Here is a 22,658-nt window from a genome sequence, read left to right on the forward strand (position 1 = left end):
TGACCGGCGGCTTTCCGCGGCCACACCTACTATCTTATCTTATAGATAAAGTCATTGTTCATGAACTGCGCTTTGATCTTGTTCAGATCGTAAGCGATGCTACCGTCTACCAGGGTATCTCCCAGCTCCAGTACAAAACCACCGATCAGTTCTTCCTTCACGGCAGTTTCCAGTTCGATATTCTTGATAGCTGTTTGCTCCTGGATCTTGGCGATCATCAGTTGCTTGACATCCTCACCAACCGGTGCAGCGGTAGTCAGCTTCACCACATGAACTCCTTTGTATTTCTTGTATTGCTCGATGAAAGCAGTGATGATCTCAGGCAAACCAGCTTCACGGCCTTTATTGACCAGCAAATTATTGAACGCAGTAGTGATCTCGCTTACCTTACCTGCTGTCAGTGCTTTCAGAATAGCTTCTTTCTTATCGGCAGAAACAACCGGGCTTTTGAGCAAAGTCACGAACTCGCGGCTGCTCTTGCAAATAGCCTGCAGCAACAGCATATCATTATATATAACTTCCAGTTGATTGCGCTCGATAGCCAGATCAATCAAACTCTTGGCGTACCTGCCTGCTAACCGTGGATTAAGCATCTTATTAATTTGAGAATTGGGTAATTTGAAAACTTGATAATATCTGTACTAATCCGGCTGATCGTGTTCAAATCAGCTCATTTTCAAACTATCCAATTAGTTCAACTTTACTTCGTTCGTCAGTTGTTTGATAAAGGACTCCTGTTCGCCTTTACCAGCCAGCTCGCGGCGCAGTACTTTCTCGGCAACTTCGATCACCAATGCACCAACCTGGTTCTTCACTTCGGTAATGGCAGCCATCTTCTGGTTCTGGATGGCAGCTTGTGCTTCAGTAATGATCTTATTCGCTTCTACCTTAGCCTGTTCTTTGGCTTCGTTGATGATCCGGTCTTTGGTGTCGCGAGCTTCTTTCAGGAGCTGCGCTCTTTCTTCACGTGCCTTGGCCAGCAGGGCTTCATTTTCATTCTTCAATTGAGCCATTTCAGCTTTTACTTTTTCAGCAGAAGCGAGCGACTCTGCGATACCTGTTTCACGATCCTTCAAAGATTTCAGGATGGGAGTCCAGGCAAACTTCTTCAATAACAATAAGAGAACAATAAAGGCAATCAGCGTCCAGACAAAAAAACCAAGATGAGGAGTTAACAAACTCATAGAAAAAATATTATAAAGCTTTAATTCAGTGGTTGAAAGTAACTGCACCCTCCGCCCTGTGCTTCAGGTGCAGTACTAAGGTTTGTGAGATACGACTAGCTCAGAACCGCCAGCAGACCAGCGATTACTGCGAACAGCGCAACACCTTCTACGAAGGCAGCTGTCAGGATCATACCACCACGGATGTCGTTTGCAGCTTCTGGCTGACGGGCAATAGCCTCAGTAGCGCCTTTACCGATCTGGCCGATACCGATACCTGCACCGATTGCAGCGAGACCAGCACCAACAGCTCCACCGAAGTGTGACCAGCTACCAGAAACTTCCAACATGATGTTCATTAAATCCATGATTCTGATTGTTTATTATTAATAAAGAATTTTATTTACCGATTAGTGGTGAGGATCTTCTTCGAAATGATGATCCCCGATCGCCTGGCTGATAAATACCGCTGTCAGGTTCGTAAAGATGTAAGCCTGGATAAAGGCTACCAGTACTTCGATCACATAGATGAACACCGCGAAAGCGATAGACACTGGCGTGAATGCGATACCAGCTACCTTGGTCATTTCGGAGAAGATAAAGATCAGGCTCACGAAGCTAAGGATGATGATGTGACCAGCTGTCATGTTCGCAAACAGACGAATGATCAGGGCGAAAGGCTTGGTGAAAACACCCATCAACTCAACCGGCAGCATCAGGAATTTAACACCTACGGGAACACCAGGATACCAGAAAATGTGCCCCCAGAAATGTGCATTGGTGCTGAACAGGATAACAATCAGCGAAATGATGCCCAATACCATCGTAAAGGCGATATTACCAGTTACGTTGGCACTGCCTGGCAGCAAACCAAACAGGTTATTGATCAGAATGAAAAAGAACAAAGTAAGGAGGTAAGGCAGGTATTTTTCCGCCTTGCCGTGCAGGTTGGGCTTGGCAACATCATCCCGTACAAACAGGATCACAGGCTCTACTGCATTCTGCAAACCTTTGGGAGCAGAGGTGAGGCCCTGACCAGACTTATATTTCTTGGCGATATTCGTCAGGATCAGGTAAAGAACGATCAAAGCCAGGAACATCTGTACCACGTTCTTGGTCAGTGAGAAATCGAACACCTTAACAGTCTCGTCAGCAGTACCGTCTTCTTTAACGGCAATGATATCATGACCTACCAGTTTGTATCCCTCATGGATCTCTTCGCCATGATGGAAAGCGGAAGACATAAATACACTCAAGCCCCTTTGAGGAGAATACAGGATGACCGGAAGCGGGAGGGTAGCATGAAAATCGTGGCCACCTTCGTGCTCAATAGTAAAAAAGTGAAACTCGTGCGCGTCTGCAATGTGATCCAACATCTCCTTACCTGGGTCGAACTTCTTCTCAGCACCCTCTCCTTCATTGGCCATCGCTGACCCGGAAAAAAGCACTAAAAAAAGGCTGAAAACCGCTACTGATAAGGATTTGAAACGTTTGAAAGCCATACTGTTCCTGAAATTTGGCGCAAAGATAAGCATGGGGTGTCAAAATCCATCGTCGTTAAGAAGTATTTTGAAGATTTACCGGATATGGTAAACGGGAGGTAGGCAAAGGGGCTCCCTTTGCTAGATAACTCCTTGTTTTTCAAACTGCATTTGGTGCAATTTGTAGTAAAAACCCTGATTTTTCATTAGCTCTTCATGGTTCCCGATCTCTTTGATCTCCCCCTTGTCCAACACGATGATCTTGCTGGCCTTGCGGATCGTAGAGAGGCGATGGGCGATCACAATGGAAGTACGGCCTGCAATCAACTTATCGATCGCATGTTGTATCAACAGCTCGCTTTCCGTATCCACCGAAGAAGTGGCCTCATCGAGGATCAATATAGAAGGGTTATACAAAAGTGCCCGGATAAAGGATAGCAACTGGCGCTGTCCCAGCGAAAGACTACTACCCCGCTCCATCACGTTATAATCGTACCCTCCAGGCAGTTGCATGATAAAGTCATGCATATCAATCATTTTGGCAGCTTCTACCACCTGCTCCCGGCTGATTGCAGGATTGCGTAGGGTAATATTTTCCATGACAGAACCAGAAAACAGGAAAACGTCCTGCAGCACAACCCCAATATTTTTTCGAAGCGCGGCAAGCTGATAATCCTCAATCTTTACATCGTCGATGGTCAGGGCCCCTTGTTGAATATGATACAGCCGGTTGAGCAGGCTGATGATGGACGTCTTACCACTGCCGGTATGCCCCACGATCGCAATGGTTTCACCTGGATTGGCTGTAAAAGAAATATCCTTCAATACATACCTGTCTTCCACATAAGCAAAAGACACATGATCAAACTGGATCTTACCTTTTACCTGGGTGGGTGCATAGCTACCTTCCGTTTTAATATAATCATCATTGTCCAGCACTTTAAACACCCTTTCGCTGGCCACCATCCCCATTTGCAAAACATTGAACTTATCGGCAATTACCCGCAGCGGACGGAATAACAGGTTGAGACAGAGATAAAAAGAGATCATTTTGCCGATCAGGCTTTGAGCTTCCACCCCCTCCAGTTTCAAGGCATGGGTGGCGGCCCACCACACCATCAGGCCAGTGCCTACCGCCAACACGATCTCCACCAGGGGGAAAAAAACGGAGTAAGCGAAAATGGCTTTGATGTTGGCGTTGCGGTGCTCCTTATTGATATTCCTGAACTTCGCAAACTCTTTATCTTCCGCAGCAAACGCCTGCACGATGCCCATGCCGGTAATATGCTCTTGTACAAAAGCATTCAGGCTGGAAACGGCATTCCGCACGCGAATAAATGACTTATTAACGCTTTCTTTAAAGTAATAGGTGGCAATGATCAGGAACGGGAATGGCGCCAGGCTGATCAGCGTCAACCGCCAGTCCACCCAGAACATGAATACCAGGATAGCGATGATGGACAGGAGATCCGCAATAATAGGAATTAGCCCTTCCGCAAAAATATCGTTGATGGCTTCAATGTCGTTGATAGTACGTGTGGTGAGGGTACCAATGGGCGTGGTATCAAATTGAGACAGGTTCAACCCCAGTACCTTCCGGTATACCTTAACCCGCAGATCTTTCACCACCGTTTGCCCCAGCCAGGCGGTCAGGAAAGAGAAATAGAACCGGAAAAAGACTTCCACGATCAACAATCCCACCTGGATGACGGTGATCCAGATCACGACCTCGATAAATTTAGTCTTGGCCACCAGTTCGGCAGCCGCCCCTTTGGGTACCCAGTTGTTGATCGTTTCCTGGATCAGCCATGGACGAATAGGTGACAGGATCGCCAGCAGGATCGCCAGCCCCAAAGAGATGTAAAATTTCTTTTTATAGGGCGCCGCGAACCGGAACACCCGGCGCAACAGACTGAAATCAAATATTTTCTTGTTGGAGACTTTTGCTGACATAATGGAAGCGGGCAAAGATAGCCCAAATAGGAAATACTACACCCGCGCCACAGAATTGTTTACTCATCCATAGCCTTGCGGTACGCTTTGATGAAAATGGCACCAAGATTTTTATACGGAGGGATATAATCGTCAAACTTTTCCTTGGCTGGTCCCGACTTGAATTTCCCGCCCAACTCCTTCCACATATTGATCCAATCGATGTTGCGACCAGCCACCAGGTTCGCATTGATGGCTTCCAGGATCGGCTCATTCACCGTTTTGGTACCCACCTGTTTGGAAGAAATGATATGAGCATCCCGGCAGATGGTCAATACCTCATTGAGGTTGTTGTAGCCACCACAGGAACCCAATACCACGATATGCGCCGTGGGTGCCAGCTTCTTCAAGGTATAGGGCAGGTGATAACTATGCCCCCTGTGCACGACCACTGTGGGACGCAGGTTCTTTTTATCCAGGTATTCCATCAGCTTCAACTGTGCCTTCTCATCGAGATCCTCTTCTACTTTAGGATTGTACAGAGGTTTGTTGGCGTAAATAAACACCGGCTTTCCTTTCACAGAGCGGATAGACACCCATTCCGGTTTGTCTTCTATCTTCCATTCAGCACGGCCCCTGAACATACCCATGAAGTTGACAAAGGAATTCTGACCATCCTTGTCTTCATCTCCGTAAAAGAATACCTGCTGTATTACACGACCGCTGTCGTCCGTTAGTGATCGGTAATCCTGCGCATAAATAGAAGGTATGCCCAGCATGGTCGACAAATCCATTTTGCGGGTGGTATCGGCCGACTCGAATAGTATTTTTAACAACTTGTAAATAACCACCCCACGCTTGTTATTATCCTGCACATTCTTGTCATAATTCCACGACACTTCGTTGAGGATAAAACTAGCCAGCTCTTTGTTCTTATCCATGATGCTGCTGTAGGAATCGGCTACATCCACCGCATCTTCCAGGTCATCGCTTCGATCACCTTTCTTACGCTCCAGACCAATCACAAAAGCTTTCATCAAAGTCTCAGCTTCTTCCTTACCCATAGTGCTGAGAAAGTTATTGAGTGTATTGTAGCCCGCTGCCATTTTAATGAACTTCCTGAAATAGTCGCCATTCACACTCATCAATAAACTATCGCCCCGTGGATTCTTCATTCGCTGAAATATACGCGGATATACCCCACTCACATAACTCGACGTATAGATCTCGTCTTCACTCAGCACCGCTACATAGTATAGCTCCTGTGGAGTAAGGTTGTTTAACGCGCGGAACCTCACATTAGGATCATTTACGTCGTGCAGCGCATTGATCTCCCGCACAAACAGCTGCCTCGCTTTACGGGCCATCATTTCTGTCAGCGCATTCAGCTCGGTGGCAGTATCGCGTACCGGCGGCAATAGCCGTCCCGCATATTCGATACGTGTCTTTACCAGCAGCCTGAAATAGCTGAAATCATTATCCTTGACGCTATCAATTTCATTGAGGCTGATCCGACCGCGGATCAAGTTATCGAGGAAAGGGAAATAGAGTTGGCCGTTGCGGCTACCGGCCATTTGACCAATCGTGCGTACCAAGGTATCCGGGTGGCTCGCTATACGCTTACTCAATGTACCTTTAGCCTGTGCGTAGTCATAAAACTTACGGATATCCCGGTGTGCAGCCACTTTCAGCAAACTGTCGGCAAAAGGCACATTCGGATTCTTGCGTAACTCCTGGAGAATCTCGTCAGGGTGTAATCCTATATATTTTCGGATCAACGTAATCTTTGACGCGGCCATACCCGGGTTATCGGTAGAATAAGCCATTCCGTCTACCAGCATCCTACCGACGCCATACTCATTGGCGTCTATAATGGATTCGAAGCTCTCTCCTTTTCTGTCCAGGGCGATGCAGTCCGTTAGCCCCTTGATCAATGCCGGTGCGGCAGAAGCAGGAAAATCCTTTTGGGTGCGATGGGTGGCATATTGCTGTAGCGTGGATTCTACATTCCGCAGGTACTTGATCTTGGCCATATTGGTCAGCAGGGAATCCGATTCCAGGGCTTCCTGGAGTTCATCGATCCGCCGGCCCAAAGCGTCGGTAATCTGCAGCTGGATCGTCTCGTCAGCCACCCCTTTGGTAGTGCTCGCTAATAACTTTACTTGTTGTTTATCAATGTTTTCATGCCATAGCACACGCTGCATGGCGATCTTAAACGGGTAGGCAGACGTTTGGCCCTGGCCGGCCACCGATAAACACAATAAAAGAGATGAAAAAAGTAAATATGGTTTCATAAGGAAATTCAGCTATCTGCATCAATTACAAGAGCAAAAATACTACCAATTGGTTGTATAGAACAGAAAATCAACATCTGCGGTATAACATCAGTTAACAATTTCATAATTGGTGCACCCCTTGTCGCGTGCTTTGGAAAATTAACTTTGCGTAAATTTATTGTTAACATGGATTCTAAAGGCAAGAAGATCCTGATAGCTGATGATGAGCCCGATATCCTGGAAATCATACAATACAACCTGCAAAAAGAAGGGTATGATGTGGTAACGGCGAAGGATGGCGACGAAGCCCTGACCAAAGCCCGCTCCAACAACCCGGACCTGATCGTGTTGGATATTATGATGCCCAAGAAGAATGGCGTGGAAGTATGCGAGATCCTGCGTGCACAACCTTCTTTTAAGGATACCCTGATCCTTTTCCTGACCGCCTTGAGCGATGAAGGTTCCCATGTAAAGGGGTTGGAAACCGGTGCAGATGACTATATAAGCAAACCTGTAAGTCCTAAAATATTGGTTAGCAGGGTCAATGCCCTATTTCGCCGGACAGCCGTCAAGGAGCCGGAAGGAGAAAAAGTGATCCGCATCGACAACCTCGAGATCGATCCTGTCAAGTTTGAAGCCAAGGTAGACGGAAAGTCTGTCGTTTTGGCCAAAAAGGAGTTCGAACTGCTGTATCTCCTGGCCTCCAAGCCTGGCCGCGTGTTTCTCCGCAATGAAATACTGAACCAGGTATGGGGCAATGATGTTATTGTTGGCGACCGCACCATCGACGTGCATATCCGGAAAGTAAGGCAAAAACTAGGCATCGACTGCATTACGACCGTAAAAGGCGTCGGGTATAAGTTTGACATATAGCGACTGCTTCCTACATTCGTACCTCACCAAAAAAGCAAGTAAGCGCAAAGGGGCATGTTCTCCACTAAAAATCTATCGCCAAAGCAGTTAGCCGCATTTACGGCAGCTATCCTGTCCGTACCGATTGCCATCGGTATCTTCCTGTTTACCTTCGACTGGCGCGTAGGACTGGCTTCGCTTGCCCTTGTTTTTGCCGGCAGCTATGCACTGATCATTTTCACCCTCGAAAAGTTCATTTACCGTAAGATCAAGCTGATCTACAAGCTCATCTACCAAACTAAGGCGACCAAAAAAGAGGAAGTATACTTTAAATACATCCTTCCCCAGAAGAGTATCGACGAAGTACGGGCCGATGTGGAAGCCTGGGGCGAAAGAAGAAACAAAGAAATAGAACTACTACAAAAAAATGAGGCCTACCGGAAAGAGTTTCTGCAGAACCTGGCCCACGAGATCAAAACTCCCATATTCGCCATTCAGGGTTATATCGACACCTTGTTGGACGGCGCCATGAACGAAGAAGCGATCCGCCAAAAGTTCCTGGAAAAGACCTCTAAAAATGTTGACCGCCTGGTAAACCTGGTCAATGACCTGGACGAGATATCCCGCCTGGAAAGCGGTGAACAGCTGTTGTTTAAACAGAACTTCATCATTCAGGACGTGATCCGGGAGATCTTTGACTCGCTGTCTATCAAGATCCACGAAAAGCATATCAAGACCACCATCAAAAAAGGTTGTGAAGCGCCCATCACCGTTTTTGCCGATAAAGAAAAGATCAAACAGGTGTTGATCAACCTTATTGGCAACGCTACCAAATACGGACGTCCAAACGGCACCATTGTTGCCAGTGTATACAAGACAGATGACAAACATGTACTTGTTGAAATCGGTGATGACGGGATTGGCATCGAACCGGAGCACCTGCACCGCATCTTCGAACGCTTCTACCGCACCGATACCGCCCGCAGCAGAGATAAAGGCGGTACTGGGCTGGGCCTTGCTATTTGCAAACACATCGTCGAAGCGCACGGACAAAGTATTCACGCCCGCAGCACCCCCGATGTAGGTACTACCATCGGCTTTTCGCTGGAAGCCAAACGTGACAATGCCTAGGCCATCCCCGGCAATTTGATCCCGGCTTTTTTAATACCATCGATGATCTTCTCCTGCAAGCCCATGCGCTCATCCACAAACCCATGGGGCTTTACCCAGGCATTGACCATGACTTTATAGCCATCTGGTTCAAGGGTCGATATACCTATTCGAGGTTCAGGCTCACTCAGGATATCTTTATCTTCTTTAACAATCCCCGCGATAATGTAGCGCACCTTCTCGATATCGATGCCATAATTCACCTTAAATTCGATATCCATTCTTCGTTTACCTTCCCGGCTCGTATTGATGATGATCTCGTTCGACAACTTGCTGTTGGGCACGATCACGATCTTATTATCGAACGTGGTGATCACGGTATAAAATATCTCAATGGCGGTAACGGTCCCCTCCTGTCCCTGTGTCACGATGTTATCGCCAATGCGGAAAGGTTTCAGGAGGAGGATCAGGATGCCACTCGCGAAATTTTGCATAGTACCCGACAACGCAAGACCGAGCGCCACGGTAACACCGCCGATGATGGCAGCAAACAGGGTCATCTGGATACCCAGTATCTGCATGAGCAGCAGTATCAGTAATATGTACAGAATGGTAATGATGAGACTTTGCAGAAAAGGAGCCAGCGTGGAAGAGATCGCCCGTTTCTGAATACGTTTGCGTGTCCACTTTTTCAAAATGCGGATAACCCACAATCCGGCGAATAGGACTAGAATAGCTATCAGAATCCTGGGCCCCATGACCAGGATCCAGTCCATCGCCTTTTCATAAAATTTGTCTAGATTCATAATCAGGTGAGCAGCATTTTATACCTGGCATGCTGCCAACTCCCTGAATTAAAAAGGCATGCCAGGCCCCCAAAGACGCCCCCATTGCGTGGAATAACGTGAGGTATTCACACAAACTTACCCCTTACAGGAACGAAGTCGCCTCTTCCGCGAGCCCAAACGACAGGGTCATTCCTGCACCACTGAGACCGTTCAGTACGTATACTGCCGGCTCCGGAGAAAAGAACAGGTCTGAGTCGCCATTCGTCAATTTGGGATAAATCCCATTCCACGATTCAATGATCCTGCTATCCTTAAACTGTGCAAAACTGCGTAGGTATTGAAGGATCATCGTATTGATAAAGTCCTTATCGAAAGGATCGTGGGTAAGTCCGTATTCGTGCGAGTCGCCGATCGTCAACTCGCCGCGGCCGTTTTGCGACACCATGACATGGATACCCCAGTCCAGGTATTCGCTCATTTCCGCCTCGTATCGTTTCTTCAATTGCTGCAGGGAGGCCGACGCACTAAAACTCTTGTAGTGAATCAGCGACAGTCCGCCACACAAGGCAGGACCGATCCGCCAGCCATCAGGCTGCGCAGCTATCCGCATCATTTGCAATTTGCACTTCGTCAATGGATAGGCAGCATAGGCTTCCGGATATAGGGTCTCAAAATCGGCCCCACTGCAAATAAAGATCACATCGCCATCGTACGCTTCATCATTACCCACATACACCGTATTCTCTGATATATAACTTACGCAACGGCCCCAGAAAAACTCAACGCCATATTTTTCCTGCAGATAGCCCGGCAAAGCACCGATGGCCTCGCGGGGATCTACGATCAACTCATTGGCACTGTAAAGACCGCCCAATAAACCCTGCTGTACAACTGCACCCGATCTGTCGGCTACATCCTGCGCAGACAACAATTCCACCGGACGTTCATCGCTGAATGCCGCGTGTAGCTCCTGCAATACATCCCACTCGTCGGGGTGATAAGCCACATGCAAACTCCCTACCGGATCATACCAGAAAGCGCCGTCATCGCCAATCTCCTTCCAGATCTCACGACTACGCATCGCCCGGTCGTACAGTTTACCAGGCTGACCGATTGGCCACACCATGCCAAAATTCCTTATGGATGCACCCACCGCTTTGTGGGTACGATCAAACACTTTTACGGCATATCCTTTTAATGCGAGCGCCCGGGCAGTGGCCAATCCCACGATACCGGCACCAATGACAACGGCAGACGGCTTGCTCATCAAACAGGTTTTAACGATTCAAATTTCCGGTTGAAATAATACAAAGAATAGATCGTAGCGGCGATTCCTATTACCGAAAATATTACTACACCGGCAGGGTAGAACTGAGACCAGGTTAAATTAATTTGAAATATTCGTCGAGATAGTATGACGACGCTACTTCCGAGATACCCATAGGCATCCACGAGATAGATCAGAAAGCCCACGTTGCCGGCAATCCGGAACGTTGCGATCAGCCTTTCAAAAAAGATACAGTTGAATGGAATATAGCCCATATACAAACCGAGACCAACCAGTTGCATCCAGATATCTCCACGCATATATCCTGTCAGAAATAAGGCAGAAGAAATACCGGCCAATAGAAACCCCACCAATACCATGATATGTACAAGCCTGAAGGCACGGATGTTTTTACGAATGCCCACCAGCAGGCTGATCATGACCAAGATCACGATAGAAGTAATGGTTTCAGTGCGGGTGAACATGGCCGGTTTTTCTCCATAACCTAGTTCGGACCAAAGATTGGACATAAAATTATCCCGCACATCCCGCATGATGGTCAGGAACAGGTAGGTAATGATAATCGCTACGGTACCTACGCCAAATGTGCGCAGAAATTTTAAACGTTGCTCTTTGGACATAGGTAGTCTAGCTGTTCTCTCCTCGACGTCTTCTGCAGTTGGCGCAGGGACCTTTTCCATCAGGTAAAGGAAAACGATCAGCGGCAAAGCAAACACAAGCCCCGTCATAAAAGCCAGCCAATTATCAGGCACCTGCCAGCTGTCGCGCAACCACAACGCCACAGATCGCGTAAACCCGCCCGCAAAAATGAAACTGACCGCCATGGCAGCACCAATAAAATCAGTAGCCTTCCGACCTTCCACATAGCTGAATATGATCCCCCACATAAACCCCAGCATAAATCCATTCACAAATAAACACAGCATGCCCCAGGGGGCCGGCACAAGGGCAAATACGAGCATACAAAGCCAGGATGTCCCAACTAATATGGCGCTCGTCTTCCACCGGCCTATCCGTTTCAATTCGGCAATAAACCGGATACCATAAAATTTACTGAACATATAACCAAGGCCCTGGGTGATGACCAGCAATTCCTTGTAATCAATACCCCAGAAACTGACACCACCATAGGTACCCACCGTAAAAGGCTTTCGATAGGCATACACGGAGGCATAGGTAAGAAAGGCAACGGTGGCGGCATAAATGGCCGTCAGGATCCTCTTTCGGGTGAGGGTAGCAGCATCGGCAGTAATGGTTGACAAAAGAGAATGTATTAATGGATTGAATGTATCGCGTTTATTTCCTGCACAGTTTATAATTACGCCCCGGCAGCGTTCGTCTCCAGGTGCCTCACCATCATATCCCGGTATTTATCCAGGTTAGGAATTGGCTTTCCTTTCACTTTGGCTTCCTCATCCCACAATCGCATGCGGATGATTAGATCAAACAACGGGTACTGTTCAAAAGCATGCGCCTCGTCATCTGTCATCCGCCCGCCCTGAAACTCCAGGGTTCTTTTGCTGGCATCGGACAGCTGCTCATAATACGCCGGCGACTTCCAGGTCAGGTAGCGCTTAGCCTCCACGTGCGCTTCCACCAGCCTGATAAGCCGTTTGGAGAATCCTTTTTCCTGCAGGAAAACGCCGCCCACTTCTTCGTGATCTTTAATACCAAAACCATCCATTTCATTGTCGCCCTCCGCCGATACGCAGATATGACCCACGTCGTGCAGAAAAGCAGCTAAAATCACTTCTTCATCATACCCTTGCTGCTCGGCCAGCAAAGCAGCCTGCACCATATGTTCCGTTTGACTTACTTTCTCACCTGCATATTCATCCCCACCATGTTGCTCATACAAAGCAATAATAGCTGTCGCAATAGTCTTGGCCTGGTCTGTTGTCATGATCGTTATTTTGAAGATACTGAAGAAATAGGTTCGGCCACCGGGTGGTTCGCAGTAAAGGTCAATCCCAGCAGGCGGGCAAGGGTAGCGGCAATCTGTTTTTGGTAAAGCTGCATCGGCACTTTCATCTCGCCCTCGGGTTTTGTATCTGGCCCCAGAATAGCCAACCAGATCTCGTGAGCATCTTCGATTTTAGCGCCATGGTGCTTCCAGTTATCTTTCACTTTATCGCCCCGGCCATGGTCTACCGTCACAACAAGCGTCGTCTTGTCTTTGTAACCAGGCATGGATTGTACGGTATTCCAGATATCCCGGATCATGGCATCAGCGGCAAAGGCACTCCCTAAGTATTGATCATACATCCCAGCATGCGCAAAATCATCGGTCTCGTCAAAAGCAATATACAGCACTTTTGGCTTGTAAACCTTCAGATATTCCCTGGCCGCCATATAAGTTATGATATCTGGTCGCACACCGATCGGCCGGGTCGTCAGGAACTGCATATCGTTCAGCAATTGCAGGCCAGGCGCCCGAAAGGTGATGGTGTCCACATCGGCATTCACATACACCCCACTGCGCGGTTCGTTCAGAATATAAGGGAACGCATCCCAGGTTGAAAAGGCAGCGACCTTACCCTTGTAGCCCTGCTGTTTGTTGATATACTCGAGTACATTCTCGTGCTTGTTCCAAATCTTATCGTTCGAATTCACGGCAGTATCGGGAAAACCCGTAAAGATCTCATTGTAACCCGGATAAGAGAACCAATGGGGATTCGCATTGTCGACCTTGTTATCATATTGCCTATTGCCATACAATTGCCCTTTTTCCGAAATGGTACTCCAAAAGAAAGGAAACAATTTACGACGACGACCTGCTTCATCAGCTGCCCAAAAGCGCTCCTTTACTCCGTCGCGGTCACGGTTATAAGTGCTATCTGCCATCAATACAGGATCAACACCTTTGAATACTTCCTGCCAGCGCATGCCGTCCAGGGTTACAATGATCAGGTTTTCCGTTTTACGTTGCTGAGCGATAGACGTTACAACAACTATCATTAATAGTAGTAAAGAGATTGATTTCTTCATGACAAAAAATTTGGAGTGGGAGAAAAAAAGGGCGAAACTTAGAAAAGCTTCGCCGTCAACATTAAGAAACTGCTACGATTGCTTATTATTTGTAGAATACTAATCTTGTAAGGAGAGGTCTCGCTCGCACCGGGATATAGCCCCCCAAAAATGCAATAGCTAAAACCCGTTTCAAAACTAATAAAGAACTCTTAGGTGCTGCTTTTTCCTTGATTAAGGAATTATTACTTAATCAGCCACATATCTCCGTTGATATCGTCGGTCGTTCCACCAAACTGATCCTTCACGGCTTTTTCCCAATTGGCCGCGTTGGAAGTGCGCTCAGCTGTTGGATACTGGAATCGTTTGGGGATACGGCCACTATTACCAGTACCTGTACCCGTATTGAAGGTAGGCACGCCGGTCCTTCTCCAGTTGAAGTAAGCTTCCCAGCCCGAATTCTGGAAGAAGGCCAGGTACTTCTGCTGCAGGATCTGCTGCAGGCCATTGGCATTGTTACCCGCATACTTGATAGCTGTTTGCTGGTAATAACTGTTCTGGAAATCGAAGTTGATCGGATAAGTGACAGCATTGGTAGCGCCGAAAGGATATACCTTACTGAAAGTACCTGGGGCATCAACAGGAATACCGTAGCTTCCGATTGAGGCCTTGATACCGCTTTTGTACCAGTCCTCTGCATTGCCAGTTGCCCAACCCCTGTTGATCGCCTCCGCAATATTGAAACACATTTCCGCATAGCCGATCTGTACACCAGGTTCTGCATCGTAATTAGCGTAGTAGCGACTACGGCTTCGTACAGAATATTCTGCTTTTTCAACATCCGACATCTTCGACGACATGGCGGCAAGATCTTCACCAGAAGGGGCGCCTACATACGCGGTAATATCTGCGGGGGTCTTTCCACCAGTCAGTTGTTTGGTCGCCGGCTCAGCCGTAACATAGGCGCGAGGGTCTTTGAGCGACACCAGCGTATTCAGATAGGTGGCCGACATATTGTATCGGGTAGCATCGAAACCCAGGTTATCCGGATTGCTCGGGTATTTATTAAAATTGGAATAGATGTACTGCAGGTTGTCTGCGTTGTTACGGAACAGCGGGTTCTTACCGGAATCCGCCAGAATATCGGCAAAGGTCTGCGCTATTTTAAGATCAGCATCACCGGCTTTTTTGCTCAAAGCAATCAACACCCGTAGGCGAAAGGCATTGATCGCACGCTGCCAGGACGATTTGCTGGCATAATAGAAATCACCATCGATCTTACCATCACCTGATTTGGCGATGAGTGCAGCCATCTCTGTATTGGCCTCTTCCAGCCATTTCAGGATCTGAACAAAGATCTCCTTCTGACTATCGTAAGCCGGGGTGGGTGTGGCAGCTCCTTTCAACGCATCCTTCATGGGAAGATTACCCACCAGATTGGTCATCCGGTAGAAAAAGAAAGCGCGGAACACTTTTCCCAGTGTAGCATAGGCGTTCTGTTCAGCCTCTCCCACCCGCTTCGCCTCCGCTTCCATCCTCACCACATTGTTCAAGGTGGAATAATTCAGGCCGGCACCCGTCCAGTCATACCGTTGATCGCCATAATAGTTATAATTACAGCAATCGAATTGACACCAACGTGTAACCAGGCTCCAGGGATCGTCTACATTCATGTCGGACAGGATGCCCGTCAACACCAGGTTGGGTGGAACGGACGTAGGTTTATTCGGATTGTCCGTATACTCGTCATATTTCTTCTGGCAACCACTGGTGGTAACAGCAGCCAGTGAACCAATTATTATTAAGTTTCTTAGTTTCATACTTGTAGTTTACTGTTGAAGGATTAAAACGTGATATTGATATTCACACCATAGCGTTTCGCTGTCGGCGTCTGCAGGCTCGAGCTTCCTTGGCTACCAGCGTACTGGTCGATATCCAAATCCTTGTACTTCGAGAAATACAGCAGGTTACGACCTACCAATGAAATGCTGGCCTGTTTCAGAAAGCCTTTACCCAATACCCTGGCAGGCACACTGTAGGTCAGCATTACCTCACGCAACTTGGCAAAGGTCTTATCGATCAGGTTCGCTTCGTTGGTATTATAGTAGAAGCTGATATAGTCTTGCAGATAGGTCGGGGTGGCATTGGGAGCATATTGGAGCTTACCATAATTGGTAACATTGCCCAGGTTATCGAATTCAAGTGCCGTATTGTTGCTGACTACTACGCCTTCACCAACCCACGATTTCACGCCTTTATAATCCTGAATCCTTGCTTCGCCCATCTTACCCTGTACGGTATTGATGTGACGGCCACCACGGTAAGTTTGCTGCTGAATATAATTGATCATGTTACCACCCACGCGTCCGTCGAATTGAAAGCCAAGCTTAAAGTTCTTATAGCTAACATTATTAATGAAGCTCCACACCCAATCGGGGTTGGTATAACCCTGTATCTGGTTGACCGGATTCCGGATGGGACGGCCACCAGCGTCATTGATGATCTTCCCGTCGGGCGTCTTTACAAAAGCAGAGCCCACGAAATTATCAACGCGGTCACCAATCTTGGTATAGATATCCAGTTGCTTCAGATCGCCATAAAACTTGGTATATACTTCTTTAAAAGTAGACCAGTTTACCATCGTGTTCCAGGTAAAATTGCGGACACTTACGGGTATAGCATTCACAGACACTTCCCAGCCTGTTTTCCGGGTCGTAATACCATTTTGCAAAGCACCGGTATAGCCTGTGGTTTGCGAAAGTGGCGCCGTGAAGATCCGGGGACCATCTTTGGTGGTAAAGTAAGTGACATCAATACCTAACTTGTTGTTGAGGAAACGGATATCTGCACCTGCTTCATAAACAGTACTGGAGAATGGCTTGATCTCAGGATTATCCAGCGTGCTGGTATAGTAGGCGCCAGGCTGGTTGTTATAGACCGGAGGTGTCGTATAAGCAGCTGAATTCTCATAAGACGGGCCGTCATATGTAGAATAATACTCAGAGCCATAACCCAGGGGATAACTAGCTTGCGGCGTTGCGCCGATCGTAGCTGCCGTCAATCCACCTTTTACATTGGCGTAAGAACCACGGACTTTCAACATCGAAATAAACCCGGGCAACTGCAGGTAATCGCTCAATACGGAGCTTACAGCTGCAGAGGGATAGAAGTAAACGTTTTTGCTTTCAGGCAGGGCAGACAGCTTATCGAAGCGGCCAGTCAACGAAATATTGGCGTATTTGCTCAAGGAAACGTCGAGGTAGCCATAACCGCTCAGCGTCAACATATCGGCGGCATAACTCGAAGCCCGCAAAGGATTGCGGCTGTTATTGAAATTATACCAACCTGGCACGTTGAGGTAATCGGTGGTAACAAAGCTTGAGTTGTATTTGAAGTTCCGGATATTGCCTCCCACAGATCCTTTAACGTCGATGTCTCCTTTGAAACGATTGGTATAGGTTGCGAGGAAATCGGTATTGTTCTCAAACAGCGTTCGTTTGTCTTCCCGGTAATCGCCACGCCCCTCTTCACGACCGTAAGGGTGCGCAGAGAACGGCATCTTTTCGTTGCGGAACAGGTCATAGGTCGTAACCTGCGTACGGGCCATCAGTTCCACATGCTTCACCGGTTCGTATACCAGTTTGGCATACCCGTTCATATCGGTTTTATAATGTCCGCGCAACCACTCTTTTACCACAAACCAGGGGTTGTGATAACGTTGGTATTCGGCGTAGATACTTTGAACACCTTCTTTGCCTGGTTGCCAGTAGTTGCGCATCTGGTCTACATCCCAGTCGGCACCGGCCCAGATCACCACATTGTAGATCAAACTGTTGGGGCCGTAGTTAACATCGGGAAAGTTGGGTGAATACTGTCGGTTGTAATTGAGATAACCCTCCATACGCACCTTTTCGGAAAACTTATACCCGGCAGAAATATTGAAGTTGGTGATATTCACTTTCATGTTGGGTACCATCGCCTTTTGGTGTGTATGCGACAAAGAGAAGCGGAGGTCGTAGCGGTCGCTACGTGCCGATACAGCCACATTGTTGGTGGACAGTAACCCGGTTTCGAGGAAACGCTTCAGGTTGTTTTTGCCACGGGCAATCCAGGGCGTACCCTGACGAACTCCCGTTACCGGATCAGCAGGGCCGTCGTATTGAGGGATCAGCTGACCTTCGAATCGGGGTCCCCACACGTCATAGTCACCGTCGTTGGTACCACCACCCTTTCCATCTTTAAAGGCATATTTTCCATGGTCACCAGGGCCGTATTCGTCCTGTACTTTGGGAATGGCATTATAGCCTTTCTCAAACATGGTGGTAGAATTGAACTCCACGGAATAACCACGTCTGTCACGAGTACCACGTTTGGTGGTGATCATGATAGCGCCATTCAAACCACGGGAGCCATAAAGCGCAGAAGCCGTTGCACCTTTCAGAACGGTATAAGACTCGATATCATCGGGGCTGATATTCCAGGTATCGGAATTAATGGGTATACCATCCACTACAAAAAGGCTGATACCCCGGCCGCGTAGCACCAATTGAGGCGCAGCCAGCATTTCGGCAGAAGCACCCACCGTAAGACCTGCCACCTTGCCGACCAATGAATTAATTGGATTTGGTTCACGCGCTTTCACCAGGTCTTCGCCTTTAACTTCCTGCACCGCATATCCCAGCTTCTTCTTTTCCTTCTTAATACCCAGCGCCGTCACCACCACCTCATTCAGGGCACGGGAATCCTGCTCCAGCAATACTTCCATATTATTGCCGGTAGCCACCAACTCTTTGGTAATGATACCAACGCCACTAAAGACCAATACATCACCAGCCTTGGCATCGAGTGAAAAAGCACCATCTAAAGAAGTAGAAGCACCTGCAGTAGAACCTTTAACCATTACCGATACACCCGGTATGGCCTGCTGGTCTTTGATCGATAATACCCTACCGGAAACCGGCTTTTGAGCAAGTGAGAGTAGTGGTAGCATGAGCAATAGACATGCCGTTACCACGCTTGTAATAAGGTAGCATTTACGCATAAACAGTAAATTTTTGATGGAGTGAGAGCGATGATAATTGTGATGCGAAAATAGACGGAGCGTGTAAAGGAAAGGTTATGCCTGTTTTAACAAAGCATTAATTGTTTATAAATACTAAACTTGAGTTAAGTATTTATAAAAGTGTAGGTATGGCTGCCGGGTACAATGACACCCAGGCGATTAGAATAAATAGGCTACCAGAATCGACGCTTCCGCCGACCCGATATTGCGTAAACGGTGCTTGGCCCGGCCATCAAAAAACAGGGTATCACCTTCATGCAGGGTAAACTTCTCCCGTTCGATTTGGTATTCTACACTGCCTTTCAATATGTATTTACATTCAAAAGCATCCGTTTGTATCATCTGTTTCCGGGCGGCGCCCTTCTTCAGGTCCAGCACAGCAATGTCGATCGCCTGGGCCACGATGCTTTTGGTAAGAATACGTTTATAGGAAAACCCTTTGACAGGTTCTTTCTCAAAAGGCTTCTCCTCGCCCTTGCGTACGATCAAAACGTGGCCGTTCACAAAATGCTCGTGCATGTCTTCGAAAAAGCTTTTCAGGTCATCTCCCAGGGAGTGGATAAGATTGAAGAGGACCGGTAAGGAAGGAACGGTTCGGTTATTTTCCACCTGGGAGATCAACCCCTTGGTGACACCAGCCCGGTTGGCAAGCTCCTCGAGGGTAATATTCTTTTGGGTACGTTTCGACTTCAGCTTTTCTCCGATGAGCAATATGAGATCTTCCTGCATGATAATGTTAGATCGTTGGATGGAGCACAATATTAGACAAATAATACAACTGCGACGGACATGCCCGGATCATTCCAATTAAACTGTAATTAAAACAAGGAGCTTTCAATAGTCCGGGCATATTGGGAAACAATTACTTAACCTCCCGTTAAACTATGGGTAATACTACCATGGGAAATTTGCAAAACCCACACTCCATGGAAAAGCGTCCTGTAGATGTAGTTGTCATATCCGATGTTCACCTGGGCACCTATGGTTGTCATGCCCGCGAACTGGTAGCATACCTGAAAAGTATCGCACCGAATATTCTCATCCTGAATGGTGACATTATCGATGGTTGGCAATTCTCCAAGCGTTACTTCCCATCCGCACACATGGCTGTCATCAAGGAAATTCTAAACCTGATGACCAAGGGGACCCGCGTGTTCTATATCACAGGAAATCACGACGAACTACTCCGGAAATATGCCGACTTCCAGCTCAGCAACTTTACCCTTACCGATAAACTCGTACTAGAGATCGACAACAAGATGACCTGGATCTTCCACGGAGATGTATTCGACAATACCACCAAAGGGGGCGCTAAATTCCTGGCCAAACTGGGCAGCAGCGGATACGGCATGCTGATCCTGTTCAACCGCTTCGTCAACTTCGTGCTCAAATTGTTTGGCCGTGAAAAATTGTCCATTTCCAAAAAAGTAATGGCGGAGGTCAACAAAGCAGTCACCAAGATCAACGACTTCGAGATGATTGCTGCCGAGCTGGCTATCGAGAAGAAATACGACTATGTGATCTGTGGTCATATTCATCAACCCCAGAAAAGAGTGGTGGAAAATGCAAACGGCAAAGTCACCTACCTCAACTCGGGCGATTGGGTCGAGCACCTCACCGCACTGGAGTACAGTCAAAATGAGTGGAAGATCTTCACCTACGATGAAAAAGACTTCCAGCACATTCCTGCTACCGACCTCAGCAGAAAGATCAGTGTAGTCACCGATGAGATTAACTTCTATATCAATTCCCTGGCAATTTAATCAGCAAACATACACATGAAAATACTCTACGCCTTGCAGGCTACTGGCAATGGGCATATTAGCCGGGCCATGGAACTGCTACCTTTTATACAGAAATATGGCACCGTTGACCTTTTTTTGAGTGGTGCAAACAGCACATTGCCACTGGATGCCCCCATTAAATATAGGAGCAATGGCCTGAGCCTGTTTTATACCTGTAGCGGATCGCTCGACTACTGGAAGTTGGCCCGCAGCATATCTCCCATGCGGATCATGAAAGAAGCCCGCGACCTACCGGTAGAAAAGTATGACCTGGTGTTGAATGATTTTGATTGTATCACTTCCATCGCCTGCGCCAAAAAGAAAGTGCCTTCCGTCAATTTTGGCCACCAGGCAAGTTTTCTGTCAGACAAAACACCCCGCCCCGATAAACCCAGCAAGGTGGGCGAATGGGTTCTGCAGAATTATGCGAAAGCGACGCAATACATCGGGCTCCATTTCGAGTCCTACGACGACTTCATCTTTTCGCCCGTCATTAAGACAGAAATTCTACAGGCAGAGCCGACCAATGATGGCCATATCACGGTATACCTTCCTTCCTATTGCGATAATGAGCTGATGAAAATGCTGGCGCCATTCAAAGACCATCGTTTTGAAGTATTCTCCCGGCAGACAAAAGCCCCCAGGACAATAGGAAATATTACCTTCACGCCAGTCGATAAAACCAATTTCAACCGTAGCTTGATCAGCTGCCATGGTATCATCTGCGGTGCTGGATTTGAAACACCAGCCGAGGCCATCCACTTAAAGAAGAAGATGATTGCAATTCCCATCCAGGGGCAATACGAACAAAAATGCAATGCGGCAGCACTCAAAAAGATTGGTATTAAAACACTGGACAAAATCGATGACGACTTTCCGGATGTCTTCGACAATTGGGTAAATGATCCTGTGACGCCAACCATCTCCTACCAATATAGCACAGAAGCCATTATCAACATCCTGATGTTCCGCTGTGCCAACATCAAACATGAACTAGATATCCCCTACCCGGACCTGATCTTCAACTAAGAGCATTGTATCAAAAAAAGAAAGTCGTACACAGCTTACAGCCTGTACGACTTTTCTTTTGCTTCATAATACACCGTTTTTTATCGACGATACATAACGTAAGAAGTGTCCCTCTTGGTTGTGTCTTTTTTCTTCTTGTCTTTCTTAGTGGTATCTTGATAGTTAGCAGTGTAACCATCCTCGGAGGGTGGCATAACACGACCTGTATCCAATGCACTGATAGAAACGGTAACGAGCAGCGCTGCGCTTGCGATAAGTAATGTTTTCATAGATAATCTTTTTAAGTGTTTGTATTGGTCTATATATAACAAGCACTGTACCAATTAAAATTTAATGAATACGCAACGCGCACGAAGTATGTCGATCAAACACAAGCCTTCCTCAATGCGGGGAAAATAATCAACGTTTACGAGTAGTCTATAAAACTGATGCCTCCAGGCCAATAATAAAAAAAGCCGTCACGATAGAAATCGAACGGCGTCAGTCACATGAGAGAATTCCTCTCACTTATAAAGAGTTGTACTAAGCTACTTGAATCACAAAGGTAAGTTCATATCCTAAGGACTTGGTGTTATGAGAAAATATTTTTAAATCATGATAATATTATAGGCGGGAAAATTGCATCTCTGGAATCTCTAACCATCGCCAACATTAAATAACCACCATTATTATCACGAACAGTTTATATGCTGCGGCTAAACACCTGAACTGTTAAGAACATCATAAGAGCTCCGCATGAAGACGCCACAAATGCATCAGCACGTCCTTTTGACCACCAACACAACCGTAAAAACTGTTGAGCAAGCTCTCGAATAGCACACGCTTTTCATAGACATTACCTCTCTTGAACCATAGCTGATATACATAAAAAAAGCCGTCGCGATGGACATCGTACGGCTACATTCACATGAGAAAAATCTACGCTT

At 47.2% G+C, this 22,658-nt stretch carries 19 protein-coding genes; 4 read left to right on the forward strand and 15 right to left on the reverse strand.

Going from position 1 to position 22,658, the window contains the following annotated elements:
* Nucleotides 1-29 precede the first annotated feature (29 nt).
* The 6 genes from atpH to P2W70_RS05235 form a co-directional block, all read right to left on the reverse strand.
* Nucleotides 30-593, reverse strand: coding sequence for an ATP synthase F1 subunit delta (atpH, locus tag P2W70_RS05210; protein WP_276480378.1), 564 nt, complete (start codon nt 591-593; stop codon nt 30-32).
* Nucleotides 594-689: 96 nt separating this feature from the next.
* Nucleotides 690-1,184: a F0F1 ATP synthase subunit B gene (atpF, locus tag P2W70_RS05215; protein ID WP_276480379.1), complete on the reverse strand. Its 495-nt coding sequence runs from the start codon at nt 1,182-1,184 to the stop codon at nt 690-692.
* 95 nt (nt 1,185-1,279) lie between these two features.
* Nucleotides 1,280-1,522: an ATP synthase F0 subunit C gene (gene atpE / locus P2W70_RS05220; RefSeq protein ID WP_275824903.1), complete on the reverse strand. Its 243-nt coding sequence runs from the start codon at nt 1,520-1,522 to the stop codon at nt 1,280-1,282.
* Nucleotides 1,523-1,573: 51 nt separating this feature from the next.
* Nucleotides 1,574-2,665, reverse strand: a complete 1,092-nt coding sequence (gene atpB, locus P2W70_RS05225; protein ID WP_276480380.1) for a F0F1 ATP synthase subunit A — start codon at nt 2,663-2,665, stop codon at nt 1,574-1,576.
* Nucleotides 2,666-2,785: 120 nt separating this feature from the next.
* The gene (locus P2W70_RS05230) at nt 2,786-4,597 is read right to left on the reverse strand and encodes an ABC transporter ATP-binding protein (RefSeq protein ID WP_276480381.1); all 1,812 of its coding nucleotides are present in this window, start codon (nt 4,595-4,597) and stop codon (nt 2,786-2,788) included.
* A gap of 59 nt (nt 4,598-4,656) precedes the next feature.
* Nucleotides 4,657-6,870, reverse strand: a complete 2,214-nt coding sequence (locus P2W70_RS05235; protein ID WP_276480382.1) for a hypothetical protein — start codon at nt 6,868-6,870, stop codon at nt 4,657-4,659.
* A gap of 168 nt (nt 6,871-7,038) precedes the next feature.
* Here P2W70_RS05235 and P2W70_RS05240 point away from each other — a divergent pair, with 168 nt between their 5' ends.
* Together P2W70_RS05240 and P2W70_RS05245 are read left to right on the forward strand one after the other, a co-directional pair.
* Entirely contained in the window at nt 7,039-7,725 is a 687-nt protein-coding gene (locus tag P2W70_RS05240; protein ID WP_276480383.1) for a response regulator, read from the forward strand.
* Nucleotides 7,726-7,779: 54 nt separating this feature from the next.
* A complete protein-coding gene (locus tag P2W70_RS05245; RefSeq protein WP_276480384.1) occupies nt 7,780-8,835 on the forward strand; it encodes a sensor histidine kinase in 1,056 nt (351 codons plus the stop codon).
* Here the strand turns inward: P2W70_RS05245 and P2W70_RS05250 are convergent.
* From P2W70_RS05250 to P2W70_RS05285, 8 genes are all read right to left on the reverse strand, one after another.
* Complete coding sequence (locus P2W70_RS05250; RefSeq protein ID WP_276480385.1) at nt 8,832-9,620, reverse strand: mechanosensitive ion channel family protein; 789 nt, start codon at nt 9,618-9,620, stop codon at nt 8,832-8,834. The two genes, P2W70_RS05245 and P2W70_RS05250, sit on opposite strands and share 4 nt — an antisense overlap.
* A 124-nt stretch (nt 9,621-9,744) precedes the next feature.
* Complete coding sequence (locus P2W70_RS05255) at nt 9,745-10,869, reverse strand: TIGR03364 family FAD-dependent oxidoreductase (protein ID WP_276480386.1); 1,125 nt, start codon at nt 10,867-10,869, stop codon at nt 9,745-9,747.
* Nucleotides 10,869-12,152 (reverse strand): DUF5690 family protein, encoded by a 1,284-nt coding sequence (locus tag P2W70_RS05260; protein ID WP_276480387.1) that lies wholly within the window; start codon nt 12,150-12,152, stop codon nt 10,869-10,871. Before P2W70_RS05260 ends, P2W70_RS05255 begins: the two co-directional genes overlap by 1 nt.
* A gap of 56 nt (nt 12,153-12,208) precedes the next feature.
* Nucleotides 12,209-12,793, reverse strand: a complete 585-nt coding sequence (locus P2W70_RS05265) for an HD domain-containing protein (RefSeq protein WP_276480388.1) — start codon at nt 12,791-12,793, stop codon at nt 12,209-12,211.
* Between the two features lie 5 nt (nt 12,794-12,798).
* On the reverse strand, nt 12,799-13,878 hold the full coding sequence (locus tag P2W70_RS05270; protein WP_276480389.1) for a sulfatase-like hydrolase/transferase: 1,080 nt from the start codon (nt 13,876-13,878) through the stop codon (nt 12,799-12,801).
* A 224-nt stretch (nt 13,879-14,102) separates the two neighbouring features.
* Nucleotides 14,103-15,677, reverse strand: coding sequence for a SusD/RagB family nutrient-binding outer membrane lipoprotein (locus P2W70_RS05275; RefSeq protein ID WP_276480390.1), 1,575 nt, complete (start codon nt 15,675-15,677; stop codon nt 14,103-14,105).
* 23 nt (nt 15,678-15,700) lie between these two features.
* Nucleotides 15,701-18,847, reverse strand: a complete 3,147-nt coding sequence (locus P2W70_RS05280; protein ID WP_276480391.1) for a SusC/RagA family TonB-linked outer membrane protein — start codon at nt 18,845-18,847, stop codon at nt 15,701-15,703.
* 231 nt (nt 18,848-19,078) lie between these two features.
* Nucleotides 19,079-19,648, reverse strand: a complete 570-nt coding sequence (locus tag P2W70_RS05285) for a helix-turn-helix domain-containing protein (protein ID WP_276480392.1) — start codon at nt 19,646-19,648, stop codon at nt 19,079-19,081.
* Nucleotides 19,649-19,845: 197 nt separating this feature from the next.
* On the opposite strand from P2W70_RS05285, the gene P2W70_RS05290 reads away from it, so the two are divergent.
* Together P2W70_RS05290 and P2W70_RS05295 are read left to right on the forward strand one after the other, a co-directional pair.
* Nucleotides 19,846-20,682, forward strand: coding sequence for a UDP-2,3-diacylglucosamine diphosphatase (locus P2W70_RS05290; RefSeq protein ID WP_276480393.1), 837 nt, complete (start codon nt 19,846-19,848; stop codon nt 20,680-20,682).
* A 15-nt stretch (nt 20,683-20,697) separates the two neighbouring features.
* Nucleotides 20,698-21,732, forward strand: a complete 1,035-nt coding sequence (locus P2W70_RS05295) for a glycosyltransferase family protein (protein WP_276480394.1) — start codon at nt 20,698-20,700, stop codon at nt 21,730-21,732.
* 80 nt (nt 21,733-21,812) lie between these two features.
* Here the strand turns inward: P2W70_RS05295 and P2W70_RS05300 are convergent, their stop codons facing one another.
* Complete coding sequence (locus P2W70_RS05300) at nt 21,813-22,001, reverse strand: hypothetical protein (RefSeq protein ID WP_276480395.1); 189 nt, start codon at nt 21,999-22,001, stop codon at nt 21,813-21,815.
* Between the last annotated feature and the right edge of the window lie 657 nt (nt 22,002-22,658).

The organism is Paraflavitalea pollutisoli (assembly GCF_029360705.1).
GTDB lineage: Bacteria > Bacteroidota > Bacteroidia > Chitinophagales > Chitinophagaceae > Paraflavitalea > Paraflavitalea pollutisoli.

Coding starts and splice junctions, on each gene's coding strand:
- P2W70_RS05255 (WP_276480386.1), bottom strand. CDS start 10,869: ATGAGCAAGCCGTCTGCCGTTGTCATTGGTGCCGGTATCGTGGGATTG.
- P2W70_RS05235 (WP_276480382.1), bottom strand. CDS start 6,870: ATGAAACCATATTTACTTTTTTCATCTCTTTTATTGTGTTTATCGGTG.
- atpB (WP_276480380.1), bottom strand. CDS start 2,665: ATGGCTTTCAAACGTTTCAAATCCTTATCAGTAGCGGTTTTCAGCCTT.
- P2W70_RS05280 (WP_276480391.1), bottom strand. CDS start 18,847: ATGCTACCACTACTCTCACTTGCTCAAAAGCCGGTTTCCGGTAGGGTA.
- P2W70_RS05285 (WP_276480392.1), bottom strand. CDS start 19,648: ATGCAGGAAGATCTCATATTGCTCATCGGAGAAAAGCTGAAGTCGAAA.
- P2W70_RS05240 (WP_276480383.1), top strand. CDS start 7,039: ATGGATTCTAAAGGCAAGAAGATCCTGATAGCTGATGATGAGCCCGAT.
- P2W70_RS05295 (WP_276480394.1), top strand. CDS start 20,698: ATGAAAATACTCTACGCCTTGCAGGCTACTGGCAATGGGCATATTAGC.
- P2W70_RS05265 (WP_276480388.1), bottom strand. CDS start 12,793: ATGACAACAGACCAGGCCAAGACTATTGCGACAGCTATTATTGCTTTG.
- atpF (WP_276480379.1), bottom strand. CDS start 1,184: ATGAGTTTGTTAACTCCTCATCTTGGTTTTTTTGTCTGGACGCTGATT.
- P2W70_RS05230 (WP_276480381.1), bottom strand. CDS start 4,597: ATGTCAGCAAAAGTCTCCAACAAGAAAATATTTGATTTCAGTCTGTTG.
- atpH (WP_276480378.1), bottom strand. CDS start 593: ATGCTTAATCCACGGTTAGCAGGCAGGTACGCCAAGAGTTTGATTGAT.
- atpE (WP_275824903.1), bottom strand. CDS start 1,522: ATGAACATCATGTTGGAAGTTTCTGGTAGCTGGTCACACTTCGGTGGA.
- P2W70_RS05275 (WP_276480390.1), bottom strand. CDS start 15,677: ATGAAACTAAGAAACTTAATAATAATTGGTTCACTGGCTGCTGTTACC.
- P2W70_RS05250 (WP_276480385.1), bottom strand. CDS start 9,620: ATGAATCTAGACAAATTTTATGAAAAGGCGATGGACTGGATCCTGGTC.
- P2W70_RS05270 (WP_276480389.1), bottom strand. CDS start 13,878: ATGAAGAAATCAATCTCTTTACTACTATTAATGATAGTTGTTGTAACG.
- P2W70_RS05290 (WP_276480393.1), top strand. CDS start 19,846: ATGGAAAAGCGTCCTGTAGATGTAGTTGTCATATCCGATGTTCACCTG.
- P2W70_RS05245 (WP_276480384.1), top strand. CDS start 7,780: ATGTTCTCCACTAAAAATCTATCGCCAAAGCAGTTAGCCGCATTTACG.
- P2W70_RS05300 (WP_276480395.1), bottom strand. CDS start 22,001: ATGAAAACATTACTTATCGCAAGCGCAGCGCTGCTCGTTACCGTTTCT.